This window comes from Pseudovibrio sp. FO-BEG1, assembly GCF_000236645.1.
Lineage (GTDB): Bacteria > Pseudomonadota > Alphaproteobacteria > Rhizobiales > Stappiaceae > Pseudovibrio.
This window is the reverse complement of record NC_016642.1, coordinates 5,299,353-5,322,091: the sequence shown is the minus strand read 5'-3', so window position 1 is coordinate 5,322,091 and position 22,739 is coordinate 5,299,353. Positions and strand designations below refer to the sequence as shown.

20 protein-coding genes are annotated in these 22,739 nt (G+C 51.4%); 13 read left to right on the top strand and 7 right to left on the bottom strand.

Translation table 11 applies throughout. The annotated features are described in order from the left end of the window. From PSE_RS23965 to PSE_RS23925, 9 genes are all read left to right on the top strand, one after another. Positions 1 to 1,368 carry a sigma-54 dependent transcriptional regulator gene (locus PSE_RS23965; RefSeq protein WP_014287141.1) on the top strand — a complete coding sequence of 456 codons (1,368 nt, stop codon included), beginning with the start codon at positions 1 to 3 and terminating at the stop codon, positions 1,366 to 1,368. A 179-nt stretch (positions 1,369 to 1,547) separates the two neighbouring features. Next, entirely contained in the window at positions 1,548 to 2,549 is a 1,002-nt protein-coding gene (locus PSE_RS23960) for a DctP family TRAP transporter solute-binding subunit (protein WP_008551419.1), read from the top strand. A gap of 121 nt (positions 2,550 to 2,670) precedes the next feature. Beyond that, positions 2,671 to 3,303 carry a TRAP transporter small permease gene (locus PSE_RS23955; RefSeq protein WP_008551724.1) on the top strand — a complete coding sequence of 211 codons (633 nt, stop codon included), beginning with the start codon at positions 2,671 to 2,673 and terminating at the stop codon, positions 3,301 to 3,303. 5 nt (positions 3,304 to 3,308) lie between these two features. Next, a complete protein-coding gene (locus tag PSE_RS23950; RefSeq protein WP_008551429.1) occupies positions 3,309 to 4,709 on the top strand; it encodes a TRAP transporter large permease in 1,401 nt (466 codons plus the stop codon). Positions 4,710 to 4,859: 150 nt separating this feature from the next. Beyond that, a complete protein-coding gene (locus PSE_RS23945; RefSeq protein ID WP_041768797.1) occupies positions 4,860 to 5,873 on the top strand; it encodes a DctP family TRAP transporter solute-binding subunit in 1,014 nt (337 codons plus the stop codon). An 83-nt stretch (positions 5,874 to 5,956) separates the two neighbouring features. Beyond that, positions 5,957 to 7,141, top strand: a complete 1,185-nt coding sequence (locus tag PSE_RS23940) for a citrate synthase family protein (RefSeq protein WP_014287138.1) — start codon at positions 5,957 to 5,959, stop codon at positions 7,139 to 7,141. Positions 7,142 to 7,487: 346 nt separating this feature from the next. Beyond that, positions 7,488 to 8,420 carry a LysR substrate-binding domain-containing protein gene (locus tag PSE_RS23935; protein ID WP_014287137.1) on the top strand — a complete coding sequence of 311 codons (933 nt, stop codon included), beginning with the start codon at positions 7,488 to 7,490 and terminating at the stop codon, positions 8,418 to 8,420. Positions 8,421 to 8,760: 340 nt separating this feature from the next. Further along, entirely contained in the window at positions 8,761 to 10,407 is a 1,647-nt protein-coding gene (locus tag PSE_RS23930; protein WP_008551384.1) for a U32 family peptidase, read from the top strand. A 350-nt stretch (positions 10,408 to 10,757) separates the two neighbouring features. After that, entirely contained in the window at positions 10,758 to 12,137 is a 1,380-nt protein-coding gene (locus PSE_RS23925; RefSeq protein WP_041768796.1) for a methyl-accepting chemotaxis protein, read from the top strand. Positions 12,138 to 12,267: 130 nt separating this feature from the next. Here the strand turns inward: PSE_RS23925 and PSE_RS23920 are convergent, their stop codons facing one another. Next, complete coding sequence (locus PSE_RS23920; protein WP_014287135.1) at positions 12,268 to 13,350, bottom strand: MaoC family dehydratase; 1,083 nt, start codon at positions 13,348 to 13,350, stop codon at positions 12,268 to 12,270. 532 nt (positions 13,351 to 13,882) lie between these two features. Here PSE_RS23920 and PSE_RS23915 point away from each other — a divergent pair. From PSE_RS23915 to PSE_RS23905, 3 genes are all read left to right on the top strand, one after another. Next, positions 13,883 to 14,074, top strand: coding sequence for a hypothetical protein (locus tag PSE_RS23915; RefSeq protein ID WP_014287134.1), 192 nt, complete (start codon positions 13,883 to 13,885; stop codon positions 14,072 to 14,074). A gap of 110 nt (positions 14,075 to 14,184) precedes the next feature. Next, positions 14,185 to 14,568, top strand: a complete 384-nt coding sequence (locus tag PSE_RS23910) for a RidA family protein (RefSeq protein WP_014287133.1) — start codon at positions 14,185 to 14,187, stop codon at positions 14,566 to 14,568. Positions 14,569 to 14,802: 234 nt separating this feature from the next. Next, positions 14,803 to 15,510 carry a carbonic anhydrase gene (locus PSE_RS23905; protein WP_014287132.1) on the top strand — a complete coding sequence of 236 codons (708 nt, stop codon included), beginning with the start codon at positions 14,803 to 14,805 and terminating at the stop codon, positions 15,508 to 15,510. Between the two features lie 36 nt (positions 15,511 to 15,546). Here PSE_RS23905 and PSE_RS23900 read toward each other — a convergent pair whose 3' ends face one another. From PSE_RS23900 to PSE_RS23885, 4 genes are all read right to left on the bottom strand, one after another. Beyond that, positions 15,547 to 16,986, bottom strand: coding sequence for an APC family permease (locus PSE_RS23900; RefSeq protein WP_008551367.1), 1,440 nt, complete (start codon positions 16,984 to 16,986; stop codon positions 15,547 to 15,549). Continuing rightward, positions 16,986 to 18,416, bottom strand: a complete 1,431-nt coding sequence (locus PSE_RS23895; RefSeq protein WP_014287131.1) for an amino acid permease — start codon at positions 18,414 to 18,416, stop codon at positions 16,986 to 16,988. The genes PSE_RS23900 and PSE_RS23895 overlap by 1 nt, the downstream gene beginning before the upstream one ends. A 119-nt stretch (positions 18,417 to 18,535) precedes the next feature. Continuing rightward, complete coding sequence (locus PSE_RS23890; protein ID WP_014287130.1) at positions 18,536 to 18,871, bottom strand: VOC family protein; 336 nt, start codon at positions 18,869 to 18,871, stop codon at positions 18,536 to 18,538. Then, positions 18,868 to 19,209 (bottom strand): helix-turn-helix domain-containing protein, encoded by a 342-nt coding sequence (locus tag PSE_RS23885; protein ID WP_014287129.1) that lies wholly within the window; start codon positions 19,207 to 19,209, stop codon positions 18,868 to 18,870. The genes PSE_RS23890 and PSE_RS23885 overlap by 4 nt, the downstream gene beginning before the upstream one ends. 82 nt (positions 19,210 to 19,291) lie before the next feature. Here PSE_RS23885 and PSE_RS23880 point away from each other — a divergent pair, with 82 nt between their 5' ends. Beyond that, positions 19,292 to 20,182 carry a DMT family transporter gene (locus tag PSE_RS23880; RefSeq protein ID WP_041768795.1) on the top strand — a complete coding sequence of 297 codons (891 nt, stop codon included), beginning with the start codon at positions 19,292 to 19,294 and terminating at the stop codon, positions 20,180 to 20,182. A gap of 80 nt (positions 20,183 to 20,262) precedes the next feature. Here the strand turns inward: PSE_RS23880 and PSE_RS23875 are convergent, their stop codons facing one another. Beyond that, positions 20,263 to 22,140, bottom strand: a complete 1,878-nt coding sequence (locus PSE_RS23875; protein WP_014287127.1) for a hypothetical protein — start codon at positions 22,138 to 22,140, stop codon at positions 20,263 to 20,265. Further along, positions 22,137 to 22,616: a type III secretion system chaperone gene (locus PSE_RS23870; protein ID WP_014287126.1), complete on the bottom strand. Its 480-nt coding sequence runs from the start codon at positions 22,614 to 22,616 to the stop codon at positions 22,137 to 22,139. Before PSE_RS23870 ends, PSE_RS23875 begins: the two co-directional genes overlap by 4 nt. Positions 22,617 to 22,739 lie beyond the last annotated feature (123 nt).

Below are 22,739 nucleotides of genomic sequence, written 5' to 3'. Positions count from 1 at the left end.
ATGGACGTATGGGCGATCGATAAAGCCACCATTCTTCTGGTCGATGACGATGAGGATATGCGTGAGGCGCTGGTAGAGGGGCTGGAACTGGCCGACTACCACGTGGTGCCGTTTTCCCGCGCTGAAGAAGCGCTGGAGCATATCACGCATGAGTTCTACGGCGTTTTGGTGAGCGATATCCGTATGCCGAAGATGGGTGGCTTTGATCTGATGAAAGCCGCCTTTGAAATCGACAGCGCGTTGCCTGTGGTGCTGATTACTGGCCATGGTGATGTGCCGCTGGCGGTGGAAGCCATGCGCGCCGGCGCCTATGACTTCAAAGAAAAGCCGTTCCCCGTCAGTGGGTTGGTTGCTGTCGTGGAGCGTGGGCTGGAGAAACGTCGCCTGACACTGGAAAACCGTGTGCTGCGTGAGGAGCTGGGCAACCTTTCCGGTCTGGAAGAGCGCATCGTGGGCAAGTCACCGTCCATGGAAGCGCTGCGCAACACGATTACGGCGCTGTCTGGCACGGATGCGGATGTGCTTATTCTGGGTGAGACCGGCTCTGGTAAGGAAGTGGTCGCCCGTGCGCTGCACGAGGAAGGCCTTCGCAAAGATGGACCGTTTGTGGCGCTGAACTGCGGGGCGTTGCCAGCGGATATCATCGAGAGCGAACTGTTTGGGCACGAGAAAGGTGCGTTTACCGGGGCGAGTGGTCAGCGGATAGGTAAGCTGGAGCATGCTCATGGTGGCACGGTATTTCTGGATGAGATCGAGTCCATGCCGCTCGACTTGCAGGTGAAGTTGCTGCGGGTGTTTGAGACGCGGACGATTGAGCGCCTCGGTTCCAACAAGGCTATTCCACTTGATCTGCGGTTTGTGGCTGCCACCAAGGAAGATCTAGAGGCTGCTTCTAATGAAGGGCGGTTCAGGAAGGATCTGTTCTACCGCCTCAATGTGATCACGCTGGCTATTCCGCCTCTGCGGGAGCGGCTGGAGGATATTCCGGTGCTGTTCCATTATCTGACGCGAGGGGCACGGGCACGTTATCGCAAAGAAGTCCCTGAGATTTCGAGAGAGTTTCTCTCAGAGCTGATGCAACGTGAGTGGCCGGGTAACGTGCGTGAACTGCGCAATGTGGCGGACCGGTTCGTGTTGGGGCTGGAGGGCCAACCTAAGGCAGCTGGGGCTGCTGCTGCTGTTGCCGGACCGCAGAGCGGCACGCTGGCTGAGCGCGTCAGTGCTTATGAGCGCGATATCATTGCAGCTGAACTTGAGAAAAACGACGGCAAGATCAAGCCGACATACGAAGCCCTATCCGTCTCCCGCAAGGCACTTTACGAGAAGATGAAGAAGTATGGGCTGAGCAAGGATGAGGTTGGCGAATAGAAATGTGTCGAATTCGACACATTTTTGAATAGTCAATGTTACTTATTCGAAACAAATGCACTTTGAATAATTAGGTGAAATTCCGTAAGTAGCTGTATTTATTATAGGTATTTAAACTGGCACGCAGATTGCTTTTAGTAGTGTGAGGAGCTTCGCTCCGTTCCATCTGGGAGGATACTATGAAGAAGATTATTACTGCTGCCACAGTTGCAGCTGGCATGTTCACTGCTACTCAGGCTGTTGCTGCTGAAGCGTGTGATCCGGGTGAAGTCGTTATCAAGTTCAGTCACGTTGTGTCCGCGACCGGCCACCCAAAAGGTGACTTCGCAACTGCACTTGCTGAGCGCATCAACAATGAGATGAATGGTAAGGCCTGTATGCAGGTTTTCCCAAGCTCCCAGCTGTTTGATGATGACAAAGTGATGGAAGCTCTGCTGCTCGGCGACGTTCAGATCGCTGCGCCTTCTCTTGCGAAATTCGAAGCTTACACACTCAAGTACCGTGTGTTTGACCTTCCGTTCCTGTTCTCTGACATGGATGCAGTGAACAAGTTCACACAGGGTGAAAAAGGTCAGGAACTGTTGGGCGCGATGTCTGACATCGGCTTTGTAGGTCTTGGTTATGTTTACAACGGTATCAAGCACTTCTCAGCAAACAAGCCACTGGTGACACCTGCTGATGCGGCTGGCCTGAAGTTCCGCGTTCAGACCTCTGACGTTGCTGTGGCAATGATTGAAGCGATGGAAGCAAACGCTCAGAAGCTTGCATTTAAAGAAGTGTACGGCGCTCTGCAGACCGGCGTTGTTGATGGTCAGGAAAACACCTGGTCCAACATCTACACCAAGAAGTTCTTTGAAGTTCAGGACGGTATTACAGAAACCAGCCACCAGCTGCTGTCTTACCTGGCTGTGACTTCTCAGGAATGGCTCGACAGCCTTGATCCAGAAGTTCGCGATCAGTTCATCACTATCTTCACTGAAGTGACCAACGATGCGAACGCTCGTTCTTCCGCTATCAACGAAGCTAACAAGCAGAAGATCATCGAAGCTGGTGTAGAAGTTCGCACTCTGACACCTGAGCAGCGTCAGCAGTGGGTTGACGTGATGAAGCCTGTATGGGGCAAATTTGCTGATGACATCGGTCAGGATGTGATCGACGCTGCCGTCGCAGCAAACAACTAATCCAACACATTTTGATAGGACCGTCCGGCCATTGGTCGGGCGGACCCTGAAAAACCACAATGGTTTCTTTCTCGGTGCCGCAACACACTGAGAAATGAGAGTGCTGTTGGGGGAGGGCGCTTTGTCTCGACTAAATAAAATAATAGATGCTTTCGAAGAAGGGTTTATTGCCACCATCCTTGCTGTGATGACGCTGGTAACCTTCTGGCAGGTCGTCATGCGGTACGGCTTTAACTCGGGTTGGGGTGGCGCGCTACAGTTCACCCGCGTACTGTTTGCGTGGCTTATTCTCTTCGGTATGAGCTACGGCCTGAAAATTGGCTCACACCTTGGCGTTGATGCTTTCATCCGCCTGTTTCCAAAACCAATCTTCCGCGCATTTGGGCTTCTGGGCGCGCTGGTGACATTGCTTTATGCCGCGCTGCTGTTTGATGCGGACTGGTTTGGTGTATTGCTCGGACTGGAAAACCGCGGTTCTACCGGTGGTGCGTTCGACTACGTGGCCAAGTACTACAAGCTTCCAATCGGCATGGAAGATCTGAAATTCCCTGAGTGGTATCAGGAGATGTTTGGCGTGAAAGAGCGCGTTCCTCGCTGGTGGGGTTACGTCATTCTGCCAATCGGCCTTGCCCTTCTTGCTTTCCGGTCGCTGCAAATGTGCTGGCTCATTCTGACCGGCCAACGCGACACGATGATTGCTGCGCACGAAGCTGAAGAGCTCGTTGAAGAAAACAAAGACGTGCTGAAGGACTAAGCCCAATGGAAACCGCTGTTCTCTTTTTGCTGCTCTTTGGGCTGCTTCTTATCGGGGCACCAATCGCGATTGCGCTTGGCTTGTCTTCCGTTCTCTATATCGCGCTGTTCTCTCATGACTCCATGAGCTCTGTGACCATTCAGATGTTCAATGCGTCACAGAACTTTACACTGCTTGCGATCCCGTTCTTTATTCTGGCCTCCAGCTTCATGTCCACCGGTGGTGTGGCACGTCGTATCGTGAACTTCGCCGTTGCGACTGTTGGCTGGGTCCGTGGTGGTCTGGCAATGGCTGGCGTGCTGGCCTGTATGATCTTCGCTGCGCTGTCCGGTTCATCTCCTGCGACCGTGGTTGCGATTGGTACCATTGCGATTGCCGCGATGCGTCAGGCCGGTTACTCCAAGGAGTTTGCTGCCGGTATCATCGCCAATGCTGGTACGCTGGGTATTCTGATCCCGCCATCCATCGTGATGGTTGTCTATGCAGCTGCGACCAACGTTTCCGTGGGTCGTATGTTCCTCGCGGGTGTTATTCCGGGCATCGTTGCCGGTCTGATGCTGATGGTGACCATCTACTTCATCGCGCGTAAGAAAAATCTGGCTGCATTGCCATTCCCAAGCATGAAGGTGCTTTGGACCACGTTTGCAGAAGCTGCCTTCGGCATGTTCCTGATCGTGATCATTCTTGGCGGTATTTATGCTGGTGTGTTCACGCCAACTGAAGCTGCTGCTGTGGCCGCTGTTTATGCGTGTCTGATTGCTCTGTTCATCTACCGTGATATGGGGCCGCTGAAGGATAAGAAGTGGCGTAAGCCGGGTGAAAGCCTGATTGAAGCTGTTGGCCGTAACATTGGTCTGCTGGTTCTTTACTTCTTCCCTGCGTTCTTCCACCGCGATACCCGCAAGGTGCTGGTTGAGAGTGGCAAGACCACAATCATGCTGATGTTCATCATCGTGAACGCGCTGCTGTTTGCGCATACGCTGACAGCTGAACGTATTCCGCAGATCATCACTGACTGGATGATTGGTGCTGGCTTCAACTGGTTCACCTTCCTGATTGCAGTGAACATCATCTTGCTGATCGGTGGTCAGTTCATGGAGCCATCCGGCCTGCTGCTGATTGTGGCGCCTGTGGTGTTCCCGATTGCGATTGAGCTGGGTGTTGATCCAATCCACCTCGGTATCATCATGGTGGTGAACATGGAGATCGGCATGATCACGCCGCCAATCGGACTAAACCTGTTTGTGACGTCGGGCATAACGGGCATGAGTCTGGTGCAGGTGGTGCGTGCTGCTGCGCCGTTCGTGATGGTTCTGCTGGTGTTCCTCGTGTTGGTCACGTACTTGCCGTGGCTCTCCACGGCGCTGCCGACCTACATGATGGGGCCAGAGGTCATCGTCAAATAGCGGAACTAATGAGTTCTTTGAAAAGCCGGGGCATTTGCTCCGGCTTTTTTGTATCCCACTGATTTGCAGCAAATTCGCTGAAATAGCTTAGGCTGACTTTCGGGGTAAAATGCGACAATAGAGGTTCCCCAATGTTTGCGTGAGGAGCTGATGAAGAGAGCGATCGTTTCTATCATTTTCGCTCTGGGCGTTGCTTTTGCTTCACCTGCGTTCGCCCAGATTGAGTGTAAGCCTGGCGAAGTTGTCATTAAGTTCAGCCATGTTGTGCCGCCAAGAGGCCATCCTAAGGGGGATTTTGCGCGCATGCTGGCGGAACGGGTGAACTCCGAGATGAATGGCAGGGCGTGTATGCAGGTGTTTCCCTTTTCCCAGCTTTATGATGATGAGAAGGTGATGGAAGCCTTGATACTAGGTGATGTGCAGTTGGCTGCGCCTTCTCTTTCGAAGCTGGAAGTTTACACCAACAAGTACCGGCTCTTCGATTTGCCTTTCCTGTTTGAGGATATGGATGCGGTGCAGCGGTTTACTGCCAGCGACCAAGGGCAAGAGCTGCTTGATGTGATGTCTGACTTTGGGGTTGTGGGACTTGGGTATCTCTTTGATGGCCTGAAGCACTTTTCTGCAGACAAGCCGTTGCTCGTTCCTTCTGACGGGGCAGGCTTGAAATTCCGCGTGCAGAACTCTGATGTGGCTGTGGCGATGATTGAGGCGATGGGGGCGAGTGCTCAGAAGCTAGCGTTCAAGGAAGTCTACGGGGCGTTACAGCTGGGTGTTGTCGATGGGCAGGAGAACAGTTGGTCCAACATCTTCACGTCACGCTTCTATGAGGTCCAGAACGGTATCACCGAGACCAATCATCAATTGCTGGCCTATGTGGTGTTTGCACCCAAGGAATGGTTGGAGAGCCTTGAACCTGATTTGCGGGATCAGTTTCTGACAATCTTCCGGGAAACATTGGTGAAGGCCAATGCACAAGCAGCCCAGACCAGCGAAGAGAACCGGCAACGGATTGTTGATGCAGGTTATACCGTGCGTGAGCTGACACCTGAGCAGCGCCAGCAGTGGGTGGATGTGATGCGGCCTGTGTGGGGTGACTTTGAGGATCAGATCGGCAAGGACCTGATTGCAGCGGCTGTGGCTGCTAATACGCCTGAGGACAACTGATGATCTTCAGATAGGCTTTCTGTAGCTGTTGCGCGCGAGCGTCTTATTCGTATGATCAATGTTGATCATGTAATAGGTGCGCCATGTCTGAGGTTATTTATCTTTCCGCCAAAGAAGCTGCCAATGAGTTGGGTGTGCGCCCAGCCACGCTTTATGCCTATGTGAGCCGTGGGCTTGTCCGCTCCGTTCAGGGACCGGGGCGCACCCGGCTTTATGATGCTTCAGACATCCGCTTCCTGAGAAGTCGACGGGCTGGTGAGGGCGTGGAAGATAAGGAAGGGCAATCCCACAGCGCAGCGGCCAAGGGCGTGTTGGAGACAAAGCTTACCCTTCTGACTGAAGATGGGCACTACTACCGGGGACAGTCTGCGCTTGAGTTGGCGAAGGCGGGGACGCTTGAGAGCGTGGCGACGTTGTTGTGGGACTGTGAGAATGATCCGTTTGCTCAGCCTGCTCCAAAGGGCATTGGAGGCTTCAGTTCGCATCAGCGGCCTGTTGAGCGGGCGATTGTTGCATTGTGTTCGTGGCCGGAGCAGGACAATGCGGCTTATACGCTGTCTCAGGAGCTTTTGAAGAAGAAGGGCGCGAGCCTCATTCGCCTGGCTGCCAGTGCGCTGTTGATGCAGGAGCCGAGCACTGATCCGATGCATCGGCAGATTGCGCGGGCTTGGGGGATCAAGGATGAGAAGGCCATTGATCTGATCCGTGCGACACTGGTTTTGTGTGCGGACCATGAACTGAACACCAGTGCTTATGCTGTGCGATGTGCTGCTTCTACCCGAGCGCCGCTGCATGCGGTTCTAGTATCCGGGCTTGGGGCGTTCATGGGGCCAAGACATGGAACAAATGCCGAGCGTGTGCTGAGTTGGCTGAAGCATATTCATGATGTTGACGATATAGAGAACGTGCTGCAAGAGCGTTGTATGAACGGCGAATATCTGCCGGGATTGGGCCATTCTATCTATGGTGGGATGGACCCTCGGGGCAAATTCCTATTAGACAAACTCATGCAAAGTGACCTGAATCACCCACTCATTGAATTGATTCCACAGTTACTGGAAAGGTCACGTGAGCTGTTTGGAAAGCCCGTGAATGTGGATATTCCACTAGCACTTTTGGAGCAGATTCTCGCGCTACCAAAAAATTCCGCCGGAATTTTGTTTTGTATTTCAAGAATTAGCGGATGGATCGCGCAAGCGCTGGAACAATATCAAATGCAAGAACAAATACGTCCGCGTGCTGCATATGTTGGTATTCGTCCAACCTGAAGCACGGCTCAGTTGAATAGTTAATTTTTTTGATCTTTAACCTGAGCGTGTATCTGGGCATTATTCTACAGTTTCCTAGCGTAAAATTCAGAAAATTATGTTCTTTCTCTGTAATTATATTTGTATCGATTATTTGTTCTGATTATCTGTAAGTATTCCCTAGATTATCAATAATTGAGTAGTTGCATATCGATGTTATCTATTGTGGAAATGTGGCTTTTTACATAATTTTTGACGTGACCTAGTTGATTTGAGGGTGTTCAAATTGGGGAGGCGCTATGTTACGTCTACATCATTAATCGGAATATTCGTTGTATCTCTCACTCTATCAAGAATAAGGCATTTCATGAATCGTTTGCCCCCTTTGAATGCTTTGGTCGCGTTTCGTGCAGTTATGGAAACTGGGAGTTTGGTTTCAGCGGCCCAAAAACTAGCGATTACTGCTAGTGCGGTCAGTCACCGGCTCAAAGCGCTGGAGGATCACTTGGGTCTGGAGCTGTTTGAGCGTCGGTCCCGTGCTGTGTTCCCAACTGCGGCCGCTTATAGATATGCCTCAGAAATTGCAGAGGCGTTTGACAGAATTTCGACTGCGACGCGCACTATTGAAGCTGTCGGGAACAGAGATACGCTGAGTATCCATTGTTCTTCCAGCTTTGCGAGCAACTGGTTGCTACGCCGCCTTCGCTCCTTTACTGCGCACAACTCTGAAATCACAGTAACTGTCTCAAGCAGTGGTGCTGATCAGAGTATTGAAGGTGGTCTTTATGACCTCGTCTTCACGCGTCAGTCCAACACTCCGGATGAGTTTGAAGAGCTGACACTGGGACGTGAAAAGTTCCGTCCTCTGATCTCGCCAGAACTGTTGGATACGCTTGGTTATCCGAAGAAGCCGAATGAGCTGCTGAAGCTGCCGATTATTCGCAGTGAAGGGGCGACGGTTTCTTGGGAAACATGGCTGTCTGAAGCTGGTGTTCCAAACCCAATCGTCAATGAGATGATGGTGTTTGAGAATGCAGCGCTTGCTCTGGATGCCGCTGAGAAGGGCTTTGGCATTGTGCTGGAATCCAACCTTCTGAGTGCAGAAGCAGAGACTGCCGGTCGCCTTGTGCCAATCTTCCCAGAGTATCAGCGGGATGGTCGTGAGCATAAGCTGATGTGGCGTGAGAAGCGCGGTGCTGAACCAAAAATCCGTAGCTTCCGTGATTGGCTGGAAAGCCAGCTGCGTTACGACTTTGTCGATGAAGAAGCGTATGAGCCGGTTGCGGCGCTTGTCGACTAAAAGACATTACGGCATGTGACTGGTATCGGGCGGGCAACTACCAGTTTGCATTGCTGAGTGTTTGATTTGGGTGGGTACGTATGTGCCCACCCATTTTGGTTTTCAGAAAACGATTTTGTATCTGATGTGCTTTGAGGAACTGAATTTTTACAGTGAGTTCGTGAGGGCTAGGGCCTACCCATATACCTGAGACAAAATTCTTCTGTTCATCCTTGATGAAATCCCTTAGAAGCACCGTAAACAGGCGCTCCTTTGCTGTTTCCCAAAGACAAAGTATGAGGCGCCGCTCAATAGCTCCATAAAAGAGCTTTAGAAAACACCAGAGAATTTGGTCGCCAGAATGAGAACCTCAGAACTCCTGATGCCTGCGGGCAACTTGCAGAAGCTTAAGATTGCCGTTCTTTACGGAGCAGATGCAATCTACCTTGGTACGCCAGATATGTCCCTGCGCACGAAGGCAGAGTTTACGCTTGAGCAGGTCGTTGAAGGTATTGAGTTTGCGCATAAGCACGGCAAACGTGTTTACCTGACGCTGAACCTGTTCTCTCACAACAAAGACGTTCCTAAGCTGAAGGAATATGCGGAGACTATTCGCGATATCAATCCAGATGGGTTGATCATTGCTGATCCGGGCGTATTCCAATTTATGCGTAAAGAACTGCCGAACGTACCGCTGCACATCTCCACCCAGGCGAACGTGTGTTCCTGGCTTTCTGTTGACTTCTGGAAAGAACAGGGCGCGGATCTGGTTGTTCTGGCCCGTGAAGTTTCCTTCCCTGAGCTTTCTGAGATTCGTGAGAAGTGCCCGGATATCCGTCTTGAGGCGTTTGTTCATGGTGCGATGTGCATGACCTATTCTGGTCGCTGCCTGCTTTCCAACTTTATGGCGGAGCGTGGCGCGAACCAGGGGAACTGCGCGAACTCCTGCCGTTGGAACTACAAAGTACGCATGCGCATGAAAGACGGCACCATCAACGAACTTGAGCTGAACGAAGATAATATCGGCATGTTCGAGTTCCTGCTGGAAGAAGGCTGCCGTCCGGGTGAGCTGATGCCAATTCTGGAAGACGGTCGTGGGTCTTACATTCTGAACTCCAAAGACCTTTGCCTGATGCCAAAGCTCAATGACTATCTGCGCATTGGTGTGGACTCGCTGAAAGTGGAAGGTCGCAACAAGTCCATGTACTACGTGGCTGTTGTTGCACGTGCCTACCGCATGGCGATTGATGACTACTACCGTGATCCGGAGAACTGGAACCCGCAGAAGTACATGGATGAGATGTACAGTGTTGCCAACCGTGGCTACACCACTGCGTTCCACGAAGGCCGCCTGAACAACTACGCCCACAACTACGAAGATACGCATTCCATCGGAGAATGGGAATTTGCGGGTATCATTGAGGATGTGACAGACGAAGCCTTCTACATGAAGGTGAAGAACAAGATCGTTGCCGGTGAGGTTCTGGAGTTCTTGCAGCCGTTGTCTGATGACAGCATCCTGCTGCGTATCTATGACTTTGAAGATGCAAAGTCCGGTGAGATGACACAGGAAGTGCAGGCTGGTAAGCAGCCGGTCGTGCGTATTCCGTTCACATTGTTCGATAAAGAAGATGCAGCGACATTCAAAGAGCGCTTCCCGGTTAACACTGTGGTGCGTAAAGAACGTCCGCTGACCCCAGAGCAGTGGAGCCGCCTGAAGCTGGACCGCACCGCGGAGCGCATTGAAGCACGTGGTGAAGCGACTGACGCACAGCAGAACAAATATGAGAGCCAGCGTGATCGGCTGATTGATGCGATTGCGGAAGGCAGCCAGGATCGTAAACCGAAGTCTCCACGCCTTGGTCTGGAAGGGTGCTGTGGTCGTGGCTGTAACGGCTGCATGATCTTCTGGGAGGATCCGAAGTTTGAGAAAGCGCGCGAAATTCTGAAAACCAAGAAGCAGGGCGAGATGCTTGCCCGCAACGCGTTGAAGCACGAAGTCAGCTGATAGCTTAGCATAACTTATGCATTGTGAGCCCCGGTCTGAAAAGGTCGGGGTTTTTGTTTTGCCTGGCCTCTGCGGGAACCTACTGAAGTTTCAGGTAAATATGATATTTATTAGGATGGTTAACTATTATTAGTATTAATTTATGTATGTTTAAAACATGAGTCCTCCGAATTCATGTAGGTGACGTTGGGATAGTTGCGCTGATTGTACTGGATGACTTGTCGTAGGGTACGTAAATACGCTGATCTTACTTATTTGATGCTCACTTTGCTCGGGTGAGTTGAGTGGATGAGAAGGCGGCGTGTCAGGGATTATCTGCACTGGATGTGCAGTTTAGAAGGTAATTCAAGATGAATTGGTCCGGTATGTTGAAGGGCTCACCAAAAGCTCAGGCATCACATGAAGCGGATGTGGAACTCATCAGTCGTGAGGGAATTGATGCACTTCTGTTGGCTTTGATGGAGGATCGTCCGCTGCCTGAAGTGGATGGAATTTCACCAGATCTTTATCAGCGATTTGAGGCGCTGAAACAGAAGATGGACACTCAAGACGAGAACACACTTGGTCAGACGGTAGAGTACTCGTTGCAAGCCAGTGAATCCATGGCGGCGATCTCCCAGATCACCTGGCACATTCGTAAAGCGGATGAAGGCGCGCAGACGATCGCAACTGGCGTTGAAGAATTGAACGTTTCGTTCTCTGAAATCGCCTCCAGTGCGCAAGGTGCAGCGGATGCCGTTGAATCGGCAAATGTCGCCATGCAGCAAGGCGAGGCTGCGACGCGTGAGTCCGCAGATGCGAGCCAGCATATTGGTCAGTTCTTTGAGACAATGATTGAGGCTGCAAATGAGTTGACGGCAGCAGCAGTGCAGATTGGCACCTTTGTTGGCACTATCGAGGGTCTTGCAAAGCAGACCAACCTGCTTGCGCTGAATGCGACGATTGAAGCTGCACGAGCTGGAGAGGCCGGCAAAGGTTTTGCGGTTGTTGCGTCGGAGGTGAAGGACCTATCTGGCCAGACCCAGCAGGCGACGGATGACATCCGGACCCGGATCGAGACACTTCAGGGCCATGTGAATGATGTGAACTCCTCTGTGAGTGATGCGCAGTCACTGGTCGGTAAGAGCATTGATAACTCTCAGAATGCTGAAAGCCTGATTTCTGAAGTGCTCCGTGATGTCGGCGTTGCAAGCACCCAGATGCGTGAGATTGCGCGCCAGCTAACCCAGCAGGAAGAAGCGACGCATGAGATAAATCGCGGTGTTCATTCCATCGCAGGTCATGCACGTGATGTAAATGAGCGGATTGAGCATGTGATCCAAACTGTTGCTCAGTCAGAATCTATCGTTGAAGAACAATTCACCGAGTTTGAGAAGCGTGGTGTGCCGAACTTCATTCTGCACCGCGCGAAGGCAGATCATATCATCTGGAAGAAACGCCTTGCGGAAATGTCTGTAGGCCTCAGCAGCTTGCAGGTGACTGAGCTTTCTGATCATCACCAGTGTCGTCTTGGCAAGTGGTATGACAAGGTGGAAGATCCCCGCTTGCGCGACAGCCTCGCCTTCAAGAAACTTCTGCCCGTTCACGCCGAAGTGCACGAACAAGGGAAAGAATGCGCCCGCATGCTGGAAACTGGCAACCACGAAGGTGCCGACGCCGCTTACAAGCGCATGGAGACCGCATCCATCGACGTCCTCCGCTATCTGGATGAGCTGTTGACCCGTCGGTGAAACTAGATAGATAACGCAGTGAAAAAGCCCGGGCAGGAGGTGCGCCGGGCTTTGGGTGTGTTGTTTTTATTCTGTTATTTGGTTTGTTTGGCTCAGAGAGAGGCCATTGGCCTCTCTAAATCTTTCAAGATCAGACCGGGATGACGACCCAGTAATCCAGATCGAGGATCACGCCGTCTTCGAATTTCCCTTCTTCGTTTTTGTAAGGGAAATCTCCGCAGGTGAGATCTTTGGTGGCGACAAGGCGCAGGCGCATGGCTGCGATGTCGCTTCTGCCTTCAATCCGTTTTTTGTCCAGCACTTCAGACCATGCGTAAACGGTGTCGCCTGCGAAGAGCGGGGCAACGTGGCGTCCTGCATTGATGCCTGTGATGTGGAATGCATTGCCCAAACCATTGAAAGACAACGCACGCGCGAGCGAGATGACGTGACCGCCGTAGATCAGGCGCTTGCCGAAGCGGCTGTTCTTCTCACTGTGGTGATTGAAGTGGACCTTTGCTGTGTTTTGGTAGAGACGTGTGGCCAGCTGATGCTCAGCTTCTTCCACGGTCATACCATCAACGTGATCGATCTTCTCACCCACTTCGTAGTCATCAAAGCGGAATGGAGATCCGGACAGATCAAAGTCCCAATTCTCGATGGATAGCTCCGGAACGGCTTGTCCCAGAGTGCCTTCAGAAACACCTTCTGGCAACTCCGGCAGGGTGGCTTCTGGTGCGGGCGCGTTTTCATCACGCTTCTTCACCATGACCCAGCGGGTGTATTCCAGAACCTTTTCAGGGTTTCCTGGCTCCTTGTGGCGATAGCCCGTAGAGCGCACGTAAACAACACCGGTTTTGCCGTTTGAGTTTTCTTTCAACCCGATGACTTCTGACGTGGCAGAGAGTGTGTCTCCGGCATAGACAGGCATCAGGAAACGGCAATCGGAGTAACCCAGATTAGCGACGGCATTTAGTGAAATATCTCCCACTGTTTTGCCGAAGACCACGTGAAAGACTAATAAGTCATCCAGTGGGTAATACGGGTAGCCAATTTCTTCTGCAAAAGCAGTTCCCGACTGTACCGCAAATCGAGATCCGTACAATGCAGTATAAAGAGCTGTATCTCCTTCGTTTATTGTCTTTGGTGTTCCATGTCTTATGACCTGGCCCACGTGAAAATCTTCAAAAAAGTTACCGCAAGACGTTTTTGTCTTAACCGCAGTTAACGTCATGTATGTAGTCCCCCAACAACAACACGGCAGGCATTGAATAAGAAGTATTTTTAGTTATCAAGCAACACCTTAGAAGGTTGACACTTCGCATAGTATCTGTCGCTTTTGATCTTTTTTCTTGTGCCTTTGTATTTTCCTTAGTTGTCCGATTGACTTGTTTTATTAAACAAATTCAATAGCTTGACGGATAATGTGGTGGTTCCCGCACTCCGTGCTCCAGATGATCGACAAAAAAGCTCGAGAGAAACGAGCAAGCTTTCTGTCCGTTTGAACCCCTTTATATCTCAGAATCAGGAGAAATGAGCAAATTAAATGTAGATATTAGTTAGGTAATCGTGTCGTGTTTTTAGCTGAACCTACATCCTGACGTTGAAATTGTAGGATTGTGCAAGCGAATCACTAAAAATGTTAGCAAATCTCAGCTGATTCACTTGAGAGGCTGAAGTAGTGATGTTCACTGTTTGGCCCCCTAAAACCGCAGGTTTTTCTTCCAGATCAACGCGTTACTATGAGTAGAGGGAGGTTTGTGCCCATGGTGAGCTTTTTCTGGCGGATTGTTGGTGTTGTATTGCTGGCTTGGGTCGCGTGGGATCTTTATGCGGGATACACGCTTCTCTATGACGTGATCTACAGATCTGTTGATCCTTTGATGTACTGGATCGGTATTGCGCTTTGGACTGCTCTTGGCCTTAGCTGCTTCTTCTCATCAAGTAGTCAGGATTAAGGCGGCAATTTCTCAATTGATCGGGATGAGGTTGGTTGTATCCTTGAAACAATGGATACTGGCGGTGGTTTCTGCCGCAGTATGTTGAGCTTTGGTTCAGGGAGGTTGTGATGTCAGAGAGAACCCTTATTTCTTCAGGTTCACCTTTTGAAAAGACAGCCGGATATTCTCGCGCTGTTGTCGATGGTGACTTCGTTCATGTTTCTGGAACGACCGGTTACGATTATTCCACTATGCAGATGCCAGAGGATGTTGGCGCACAAACCGTCAATATTCTTGAGACTATTAAGGGGGCGCTTGCTGAGGCAGGATGTTCGCTTAATGACGTTGTGCGCGCGCGCTATTACGTAACTGACCGGAGTAATGTTGAGGCGGTGTTTGCTGTTCTTGGCGAGTATTTTGGCGACATTCGACCTGCAGCCACGATGGTTATCTGTGATCTCATCAAAGAAGAAATGAAGGTTGAAATTGAGGTGACGGCGCGTAGAGGCTGAACCCGATTTATCTCTGGCTTTTAACTGGTAAGATGCTTGCTCATGAGGTGAGTGCTAAGACTTTTAGCTTTCTGGTCTTATCGCCAGTTGAAAGATCGATTGCCTTAGCTATATAGGCAGATCATAGAGGGACAAAAGCGGCGTGTTTTGCTGACAAGCTGCTTTCAAGGATTAACTTCGCTCATCCCCGAAGGCCTTTGGCTTTTGGAGATGGCTTTAAAGAGATGGCGACGAATGACTGATTTTCCGAGAGAACTGCTGGCTGGATATGGCCTTTATAAAGAACGGATTTATAGCCAGTTTGAAGAGGAATATCAAAACCTCGCCATCTATGGCCAAGAGCCTGAAGTTATGGTGATTTCCTGCTGTGATAGCCGCGTGACACCAGAAGGTATTTTCCACGCGCAGCCGGGCGAATTGTTCGTGGTTCGTAACGTAGCGAACCTTGTGCCTCCATTTATTCAGGGTGGTGGTACACACGGCACCAGTGCCGCACTTGAGTATGCGGTGACTGGCCTGAAGGTGAAGCACCTTGTTGTTCTGGGCCACTGTAAGTGCGGTGGTGTGCAGGCATTCCGTGAAAGCAACGGTAAGCTGAGCAAGACCGGCCAGTTCGTAGGTCCTTGGATCAAGATGCTAGAGCCTGCTGCGATTACGCTGGCTTGTACTCCGGTAGACAAGAACGAAGACCCTCAGCTGGCATTGGAATATGCTGGTATTCGCCAGAGCCTGAAGAACCTGATGACTTTCCCGTTCATTGAGAAGCTGGTCACTCAAGGCAACTTGCACATTCATGGTGCGTGGTTTGATATTGGATCAGGCTCCTTGCGTGTCATGAACAAAGAAACAGAGATCTTTGAAGATGCTCAGGATTTGCGGGCTCGCATGAAAGAGCAAGAAACTGCTGAACATGTTCCTGCGACTGCCGAAGAGAAAAAGTAAGCTCTTTGATCTGAAGAATTTTGAGAAGGCCACGTTCTACGGTGTAGGGCGTGGCTTTTTTGCTTTCTTGCGAGCCTTCCAGTTGGGGCTGCTGACTTTCCAGAGGATGAACGGAACGCTGAGTGTGAGGAACACACCAGGAATAATGATCGCGAGGTATGTGGTCGCTGGGAAGTCTGGTTCGTCGGGTGGGCGGAAGCCGATAAGGAAGGCGATGAGGGAGATGGAAAAACCAATACTGCCGAGGACCCAAATGCCCCAGTTGCCAAAAGGCACTTTGTAGGTGCGGGGAACATTTGGGCGTTTGTAACGTAGACGAATGGCTGTGCTGTAAAGCAGCAGGTACATGACAGAGTAGAGCAGGACTGCTGTTGATGTCAGATATAAGAAAACCTCGTTCGTTTTAACGTGAAGCAGGAATGCTGTTGCGATGAGGGTGGCGATAGTTGCTTGAACGATCATCAGTGGGACAGGCATGTCATAAGCATTTGAGCCATGTAGGAACTTGGGCAACATGCCATCACGCCCAGCAACGGCGAGGCTTTTGACTGGGCCTGCGATCCAGGTGCTGACTTGCCCTGCTGCTCCTACTGCAATGAACATCGCGGCGATGGGGAGGATATCCGGTACGCCGTAGTGATCCAGCAAAATTGTATAGGTTTGCAGCACGCCCAAGGTGTTTGAGATCTCTTTGTCTGGGATGATCATCGCTATGGTCAGGCCGCCTAGGAGGGATATTGAAAAACCTATGAATGCGGCGATGAGGATCGCGATTGGGTAGGTGCGGCGGACGTTCTGGACCTCGGTTGCGTGGCCGGCGGAGACTTCCATTCCGATGAAACCGAAGAGGAAGCTGAGGAAGAGGAACAGTGTTGAGGTCTGTGAGAGGGATGGGACCACATTGGCGGTGGTGAGGCTGACGTCTATGACCGGCTGGGCTGGGCCTGAAACGTATAGCAGGCCGAGCGTGATCATGGTGAGTGATGGAAAGATGGTACCCGCCAGCAAGCAGTAACTGGCGATGCGCTTGGTTATTCGGGTACCGCGGAAGTTGGCGAAGGTGGCCCCCCAGTAGATGATGATGACGCCCGTGAACATGAGCCATGGGTTTTCATCGAGAGGCCTGTCAAAGACGAAGGCGAGGGCCGCAGTGGTATAGGCGACTGTGGCGACCATGGCGAAGATGGCTTGAAACCATTGCAGGAAGATGGCCATAAAGCCGAAGGGTGCTCCAAAAGCTTCCTGCACCCAGGTGTAAACGCCGTGTTTGGGCCAACCTGTTGCCAGTTCAGCTGAAATCAGGGCAACCGGTAAGATGTAGCAAAGGATGACTGCGCTGTTGAAGAACAGGATCTTCATGCCGGTTTGGGCCATGAGAGGCATGTTCAGCATGGTCATAAAGAGGGCTGTCGTCATAAACACCAGGTGCCAAAGAGTGATGTGGTGCTTTGGCTGATTGCGTGGTGTTTTGCCCATTACCTTTGCCCTTCATTCTGAGAAGGGTGATGGATGTTTTTGCGATGTATGAACCAGATCGCCAAAGGAATGAGCAGGGCAAGGATGACGGCTACAATCATCAGTCCCTCAAAGCTCTCCAGTGAGAAGGGCAAGGATGGAGGAGGGATGAAGCCTATGGCGAAACAGCTGATGGCGGTCAGCATGCCGATGCCGCCCAGAAGCCAGATGCCCCAGTTGCCACCGGGGACTTTGTAGGGGCGTGGGATATGCGGATGAGTGTAACGCAGGCGAATAGCTGCGATGAACATCAGCAAGTACATCATAGAGTACAAAAGCACTGCGGTTGAGGTGAGGATGAGGAAGACGAGGTTGACGTTCTCAAACACCACAAAGCTCAGGGCGATCAATGAGATGAGTGAAGCTTGCAGGATAAGCAAGGCCGTGGGTACGTTGTTCTTGTTGGCTTTGGCGAAGCGAGGGGGCAACAGGCCCTTGCGGCTGGCAGCCCACATGCCTTTGACCGGGCCTACAATCCAAGTGCTGACCTGACCGGCAGCGCCGATCGCAACCAGCAAGGCGATGAACGGGGTGAGGATGGCAAGACCGTAGGCATCCAGATAGGCGGAGAAGGCCTGAAGGGCTCCGTTGATGTTGGAAATATTGCCTTTCACAAGGATCAGGGAGACAGCCAGACCGCCTGCTAGCGTGATGACAAAACCTGCGATGGCTGCTGTGAAGATGGCACGGGGATAGTTCTTTTGCGGGTTTTCGACTTCGTTGGCGTGGCAGGCGGAGACTTCGATGCCGACAAAGCCGAAGACGAAACTCATGAAGAAAACGAGGCTGGTGGTATTGGATAGAGAAGGCACCCAGTTTGCGACCGTCGCCGAGGTATCAAGCGCGATGGTTTCACCGGAGAACAGGTAGTAGATGCCAAAGGCGATCAGCAATGCGGAGGGGAAGAAGACGCCGAGAGAGACGGCGTAGCCTGAGATCTTTTCTGAGGTTTCCGTACCTTTGAAGTTGATGAGCGTTGCGGCCCAGTAGAGGGCAAGCACCGAGAAGGTGATGTAGTAGCGGTTGGAGCCGAGTTCCGGATCAAAGGCATAGGTGAGCGTTGCGGTGGCGTAGGCAACGATGGATGTGACACCGAATATGGACTGGATCCATTGCAGGAAAACAGCGATGAAACCGATGGGTGTTCCGAAAGCTGCTTCGACCCAGTGGAATACACCGTTCTGTGGCCAACCTGTTGCGAGCTCGGCTGAAATTAGTGCTGTGGGGATGAGGTATGCGAAGACGGTGATGGCGTTGAGCAGGACCATCTGCATGCCGGTTTCTGCCATCATAGGCATGTTGCGCAGGGTCATGAACAGCGCTGTGGTGATCAGCACCAGAGGTATAAAGGCGATCTTATGTGGTGCGCTGGGCGATTTTTCCTGCTGCATGGGCCACCGGCATAGTCCTCGACACCCTGAACTTTAAAAGGAGGGCCTGAAAAAAGACTGAGAGTGCAGGTGGTAAGCGGCTTGCTGGCATTAAGCTGCTGTTAGCTGTAGGCGCTGGGCTAGATGTCTTCCTTGCATATCGAGCGGTCAACTTCCATCAGTTCAACGGGTGCTCCGTGCACTTCGATGAACGCGACGGTCAGGCCTTCAATAGGAGAATTGGGCTCAATGATAACCTTCTGGTCTTTTAAAGCCTCTTCCAGATTATCGACTTCAAAGGCGACATGGGCGACGGTTTTGACGATTTCCGGATACGGGGCGTCTTCGTCATAACGCTGCCATTGGATGCCAAATGGATTGTTTTTGTGGTCGCTGACGGTCATGTGCAGGTGGGGCAGGGGAATCTCTTCCGCAAAGTAGCCCTTGGTCGGAATGCCGATGTGATTGAATTTCATTGAACTTCTTTCAGTTTGGCTGCGTGGGACCATGTTTGAGACCAGTGGCCCAAGGGTTGCAGATAGGTGAACAGGTCTTCACCTTCCTCTGTCAGTTCGTAACCGTTCTCTCCGTTTCTGACGATCCCGCATTCTCGTAGTTCTTTCAAGCGCGTATTGAGCACAGTGGGCGATACAGAGTCGCAGTTGGACTGGAGTGCGCGGAAGGTTTGCGGGCCGGTTGAGAGATTCCAGATGATGCCAAGAGCCCATCTTCTGCCCAGCAAATCAAAAAGAACCATGATTGGCTTGCCGGATTTTGATCCGCGAACCAGTTGTCCTGCCTTAGGTATTTTCACAGATTATGGGCTTTCTTTTTTGCTAGGTTTAATGTAGCGATGTGTTGCTACGCATATTGTAGCACGTTTGGAAAGTTTTACTATGGTTGTTTTCGCTGTGTCGTCTGCTCTGGCGGCATCATTGGGGTGGGCCTGTGGTTCTATGTTGTCCCACCGACCGCTACAACGTGTTGGTGTTTTTGAATTTACTCGTATTCAGTTACTGACTTCAGGGGCTATCCTATGTGTGCTGTGCTCTGTGTTGGGGTACTGGCAAACTGTTGACTGGAGCCAGTGGCCTGCCTTTGTGGTGAGTGTGGTAGTCAGCGTGATTATCGGCAATGTTGCTTTGTTGGAATGCCTGAAGAGAGCTGGGCCAAGGCAAACAGAGTTATTGCTTTCACTTAAAACGCCGATTGTGGCCGTGCTGGCCTTTGCGTTTCTGGGTGAAGAGCTGAGCTTTACGGAAATGATTGGCATCGCAATCGCTCTCTTTGGCATTTGCTTAGCCATTTTGTTCGGAAGTTCTGATCAGGAAGCAGAAGCCACCCGTCGCAGTGGGGGACTGGTGGCGATTGTTGTGCTGGCGCTTATCGCAGCTGCCTCACAAGGGATTGGGATGTTGGTCCTCAAGCCTTTGCTTCTTTCCGGAACTGAGCCTTTGGCGGCATCGGCGATACGCGTTACGGGGGCTGCGTTTATTGTGGCGCTGGTTGGGTTGATGCCTCTGTCTGCGGTTCAGGCGACGACAGAGATGAGCTGGATGCTGCTGTTCCGCGTGGTGCTTCCCGGGTTTATTGGCTACGGCATATCGGTTTCGCTGCTGCTCTATGCCTACGCGCATTATGATGCGGCGATTGCCAGTGTGCTTGGTTCGCTCTCACCTGTTTTCATTCTGCCATTGCTTTGGATGAACACGGGCAATATGCCCCGCCCACTGGCCTGGGGCGGAGCCGCGCTTTCCCTGCTCGGGACAGCGGTGATTTTGCTGTAAGGGATACTTTTAATGCTGAAGCGTCGGCAAGGAGATGTTGCCGACGCTGTGTTCTTGTAACTTATCGAAACTTTCGAGAGTTAGAATGATACAGTGATATCGTGGGCCTTGAGCTGCTCAGACAAATTATTGGCCAGACCTGCGGCAACCTTAGGGGCGTTTACTTTATCCTTCTCTGGTGCAGCAAACGCTTGCATAATACCGTGGTACTTCTGCTTTACTTCTTCGTTGTGCTTCACTGCTGCATCATTTTGCGAGCGCCCCTCTTCACTGAGAGCTTTCAGTTCAGTTGCATCTGATACCACCGTTTGCTTTTCCAGATTTGAGATAGCTTCGACAAAGTTGGAAAGCAGATAGTCGATTGGTCGGGTTGCAGTTGCTGTGATGGTGTTTACTTCCAAAACGGCAGAGTCAGGATCAATTCCATCCCTGTTCGCTTTCAATATCAGTTGGTTCTCTACTGCATTGCGCAGTAGGTTCATGCCAGCTCCTAGTGCATTTGCGTGTGCAGTAAGCTGCCCACTCTCAACATTTTGCAGCAGACTCTGTTTCAGGTCAGGATTGCTTCGGAAAATGTTGGCGAGCTGAATGTCCAGAATTTTGCCGATGTCGTCAGCACCGCTGGATTTTGCGTTTGCGGCAAATGTTTTGGCAATTTCAGAGAACTTGCCTGCGTTCAGATCTTTGCTGTTGAGTTGATCAATGAAACCTACAAGAGCGGTACCTGCTGTTTCAAAGTGGCTCAGCTGCTTCCAAACCTCGGCCTTTGTAGCTTCGACAACACCGCCGCTTTCTTCAAAGGATTTTCCTGCAAGCATGTCAGCCTCTACCTGACTTCTACCCAGATGTGAGAAAAGCTTCTCCATGTAGGCGGAAATCTCAGGAGTTTCTTCGGGGTTAAAGCGCGCGATGGCTTCCTTGAAGGCCTGTGTTTTGGTTTCAGCACGTGCGACATCTTTAAGAAGCACCATGGAAACCGCTTGTTGGATGATCTTTTTTTCTGTCGTCCTCAGATCACCCGTGATTGTTTTTGTGCCATCCTCACCCAGCAAGATCTGTAGTTCATGAGACAGGTCTTCTGAGATTTTCGTCTGGAACTCAGGACTCAACTCACTGGACTGCAGCCCCAGCTCTTCCAGGGTTTGATCGAAGACTTCCCCACCCGGCAGAGCCATTTTTATTTCTGTCAGAATAAGTAGCTGATTGGTGATAGCCTGATCGACTTTCTCATCTGTGAGGAACTGTCGTTGCTTCGGTTCTTGCGCGCTTGCATGACTTTGCTTGATGAGTTTCACTTTCAATGAACTCAGAAGTTGGTTTCGATCATCTTCAGACACAGAAGGCCAATCGATGTTTATGGAAGCTTTTTCTGCATATGCTTCAAGTGCGCCCGGTTCATTCAGTTTGCCCAGCCGAGATGAGATATCCTGACTAACTTCGGCAAGGCGTCCTTGATAGATGCCCTCTGCAATTTCTCTAACGGTTGCCTTGATCTGTTCAGGGTTCTCAGCAGCCTTGGCAAATTCACTGGAACCTTCCAAAAGTGTACTGGTTTCAGAAGCGACTGCATCGCCATAAGTTTTTCGGACACTTGCAAGGATATCTGTCTGCGCAGATGTGTTGCGTTCTTCGGCCTTGTCTTCCTGCGTTCTGAGTGCAAACTCGACGGTGTCCAGAACCTGTGCTTTTGTCAGGCTGTGGGATTTGCTGCCTTTGGGTGCAAATGCGTCGTAAGCGGCTTGGGCGGTATCGTCTCCGAACTCAGCTTTCAAGGCTTCCTGAAAGCGGCTTTGATCGGCTGATTTCTGCCCACCATTCAGGGCCCAGGAGAGCAGCTTTCCGCCCACTGATGTGTGGGAGGTGCGCTGTGTAACTTCCTCGTTAGTGGTGTGTAGTTTGTCCAAGCCATTGTCGAATTGGGCGGCTTCTACAAAGCTGGAGAGTTGGATCGCGCTCATACTCTTACTCCAAGGCCTGAGAGATTATTGGTTTTGCACGGTGTTGCGTGGTTTGGATTATCCCAGTCTGGGGTTAGCCCCTCCGGGTTTTTTAGGCGTTCGTGCCAGGAGGCTGCCGTGCGGATGAACATGTCCAGCTTGTTGTGCAGAGCGAAGGATGATCTGTCAGAGATGGTCACCACCATGGACAGATTGATATGGCGCTCTTTGGGGCTGATGTTGAAGGCCATGGCGTGGCTATCTGCAAACACACAGTTCGCTTGCATCAATGCTTGCAGCACTTGCGGGTCGTCGGAGTTTTGCTTGCTGATGACAGAGTTGAAGAGCAGGGTCTGGCTCTCATCCCGCCAGACGATGCTCATGGCGAGGTTCTGATCAAGGCCGAGAAAGATCTGGCCGTCTTCATTGAGAGAAAAGTTGTCGAACCCAATTCTGTTGCCGAGTTCGATCAGCAGTGCGTTCACCAAATCCGTCATGCTTGTGCACCTCACCATAGGACGCATATTCCGTTGGTTCAGTACTAGCGAAGGTGAGATGAGGGCGCTGTCTTGTTTGGTACAGTTGGTTTGAGAACTTTCAGCCCTCGCAGATCCTGCTGG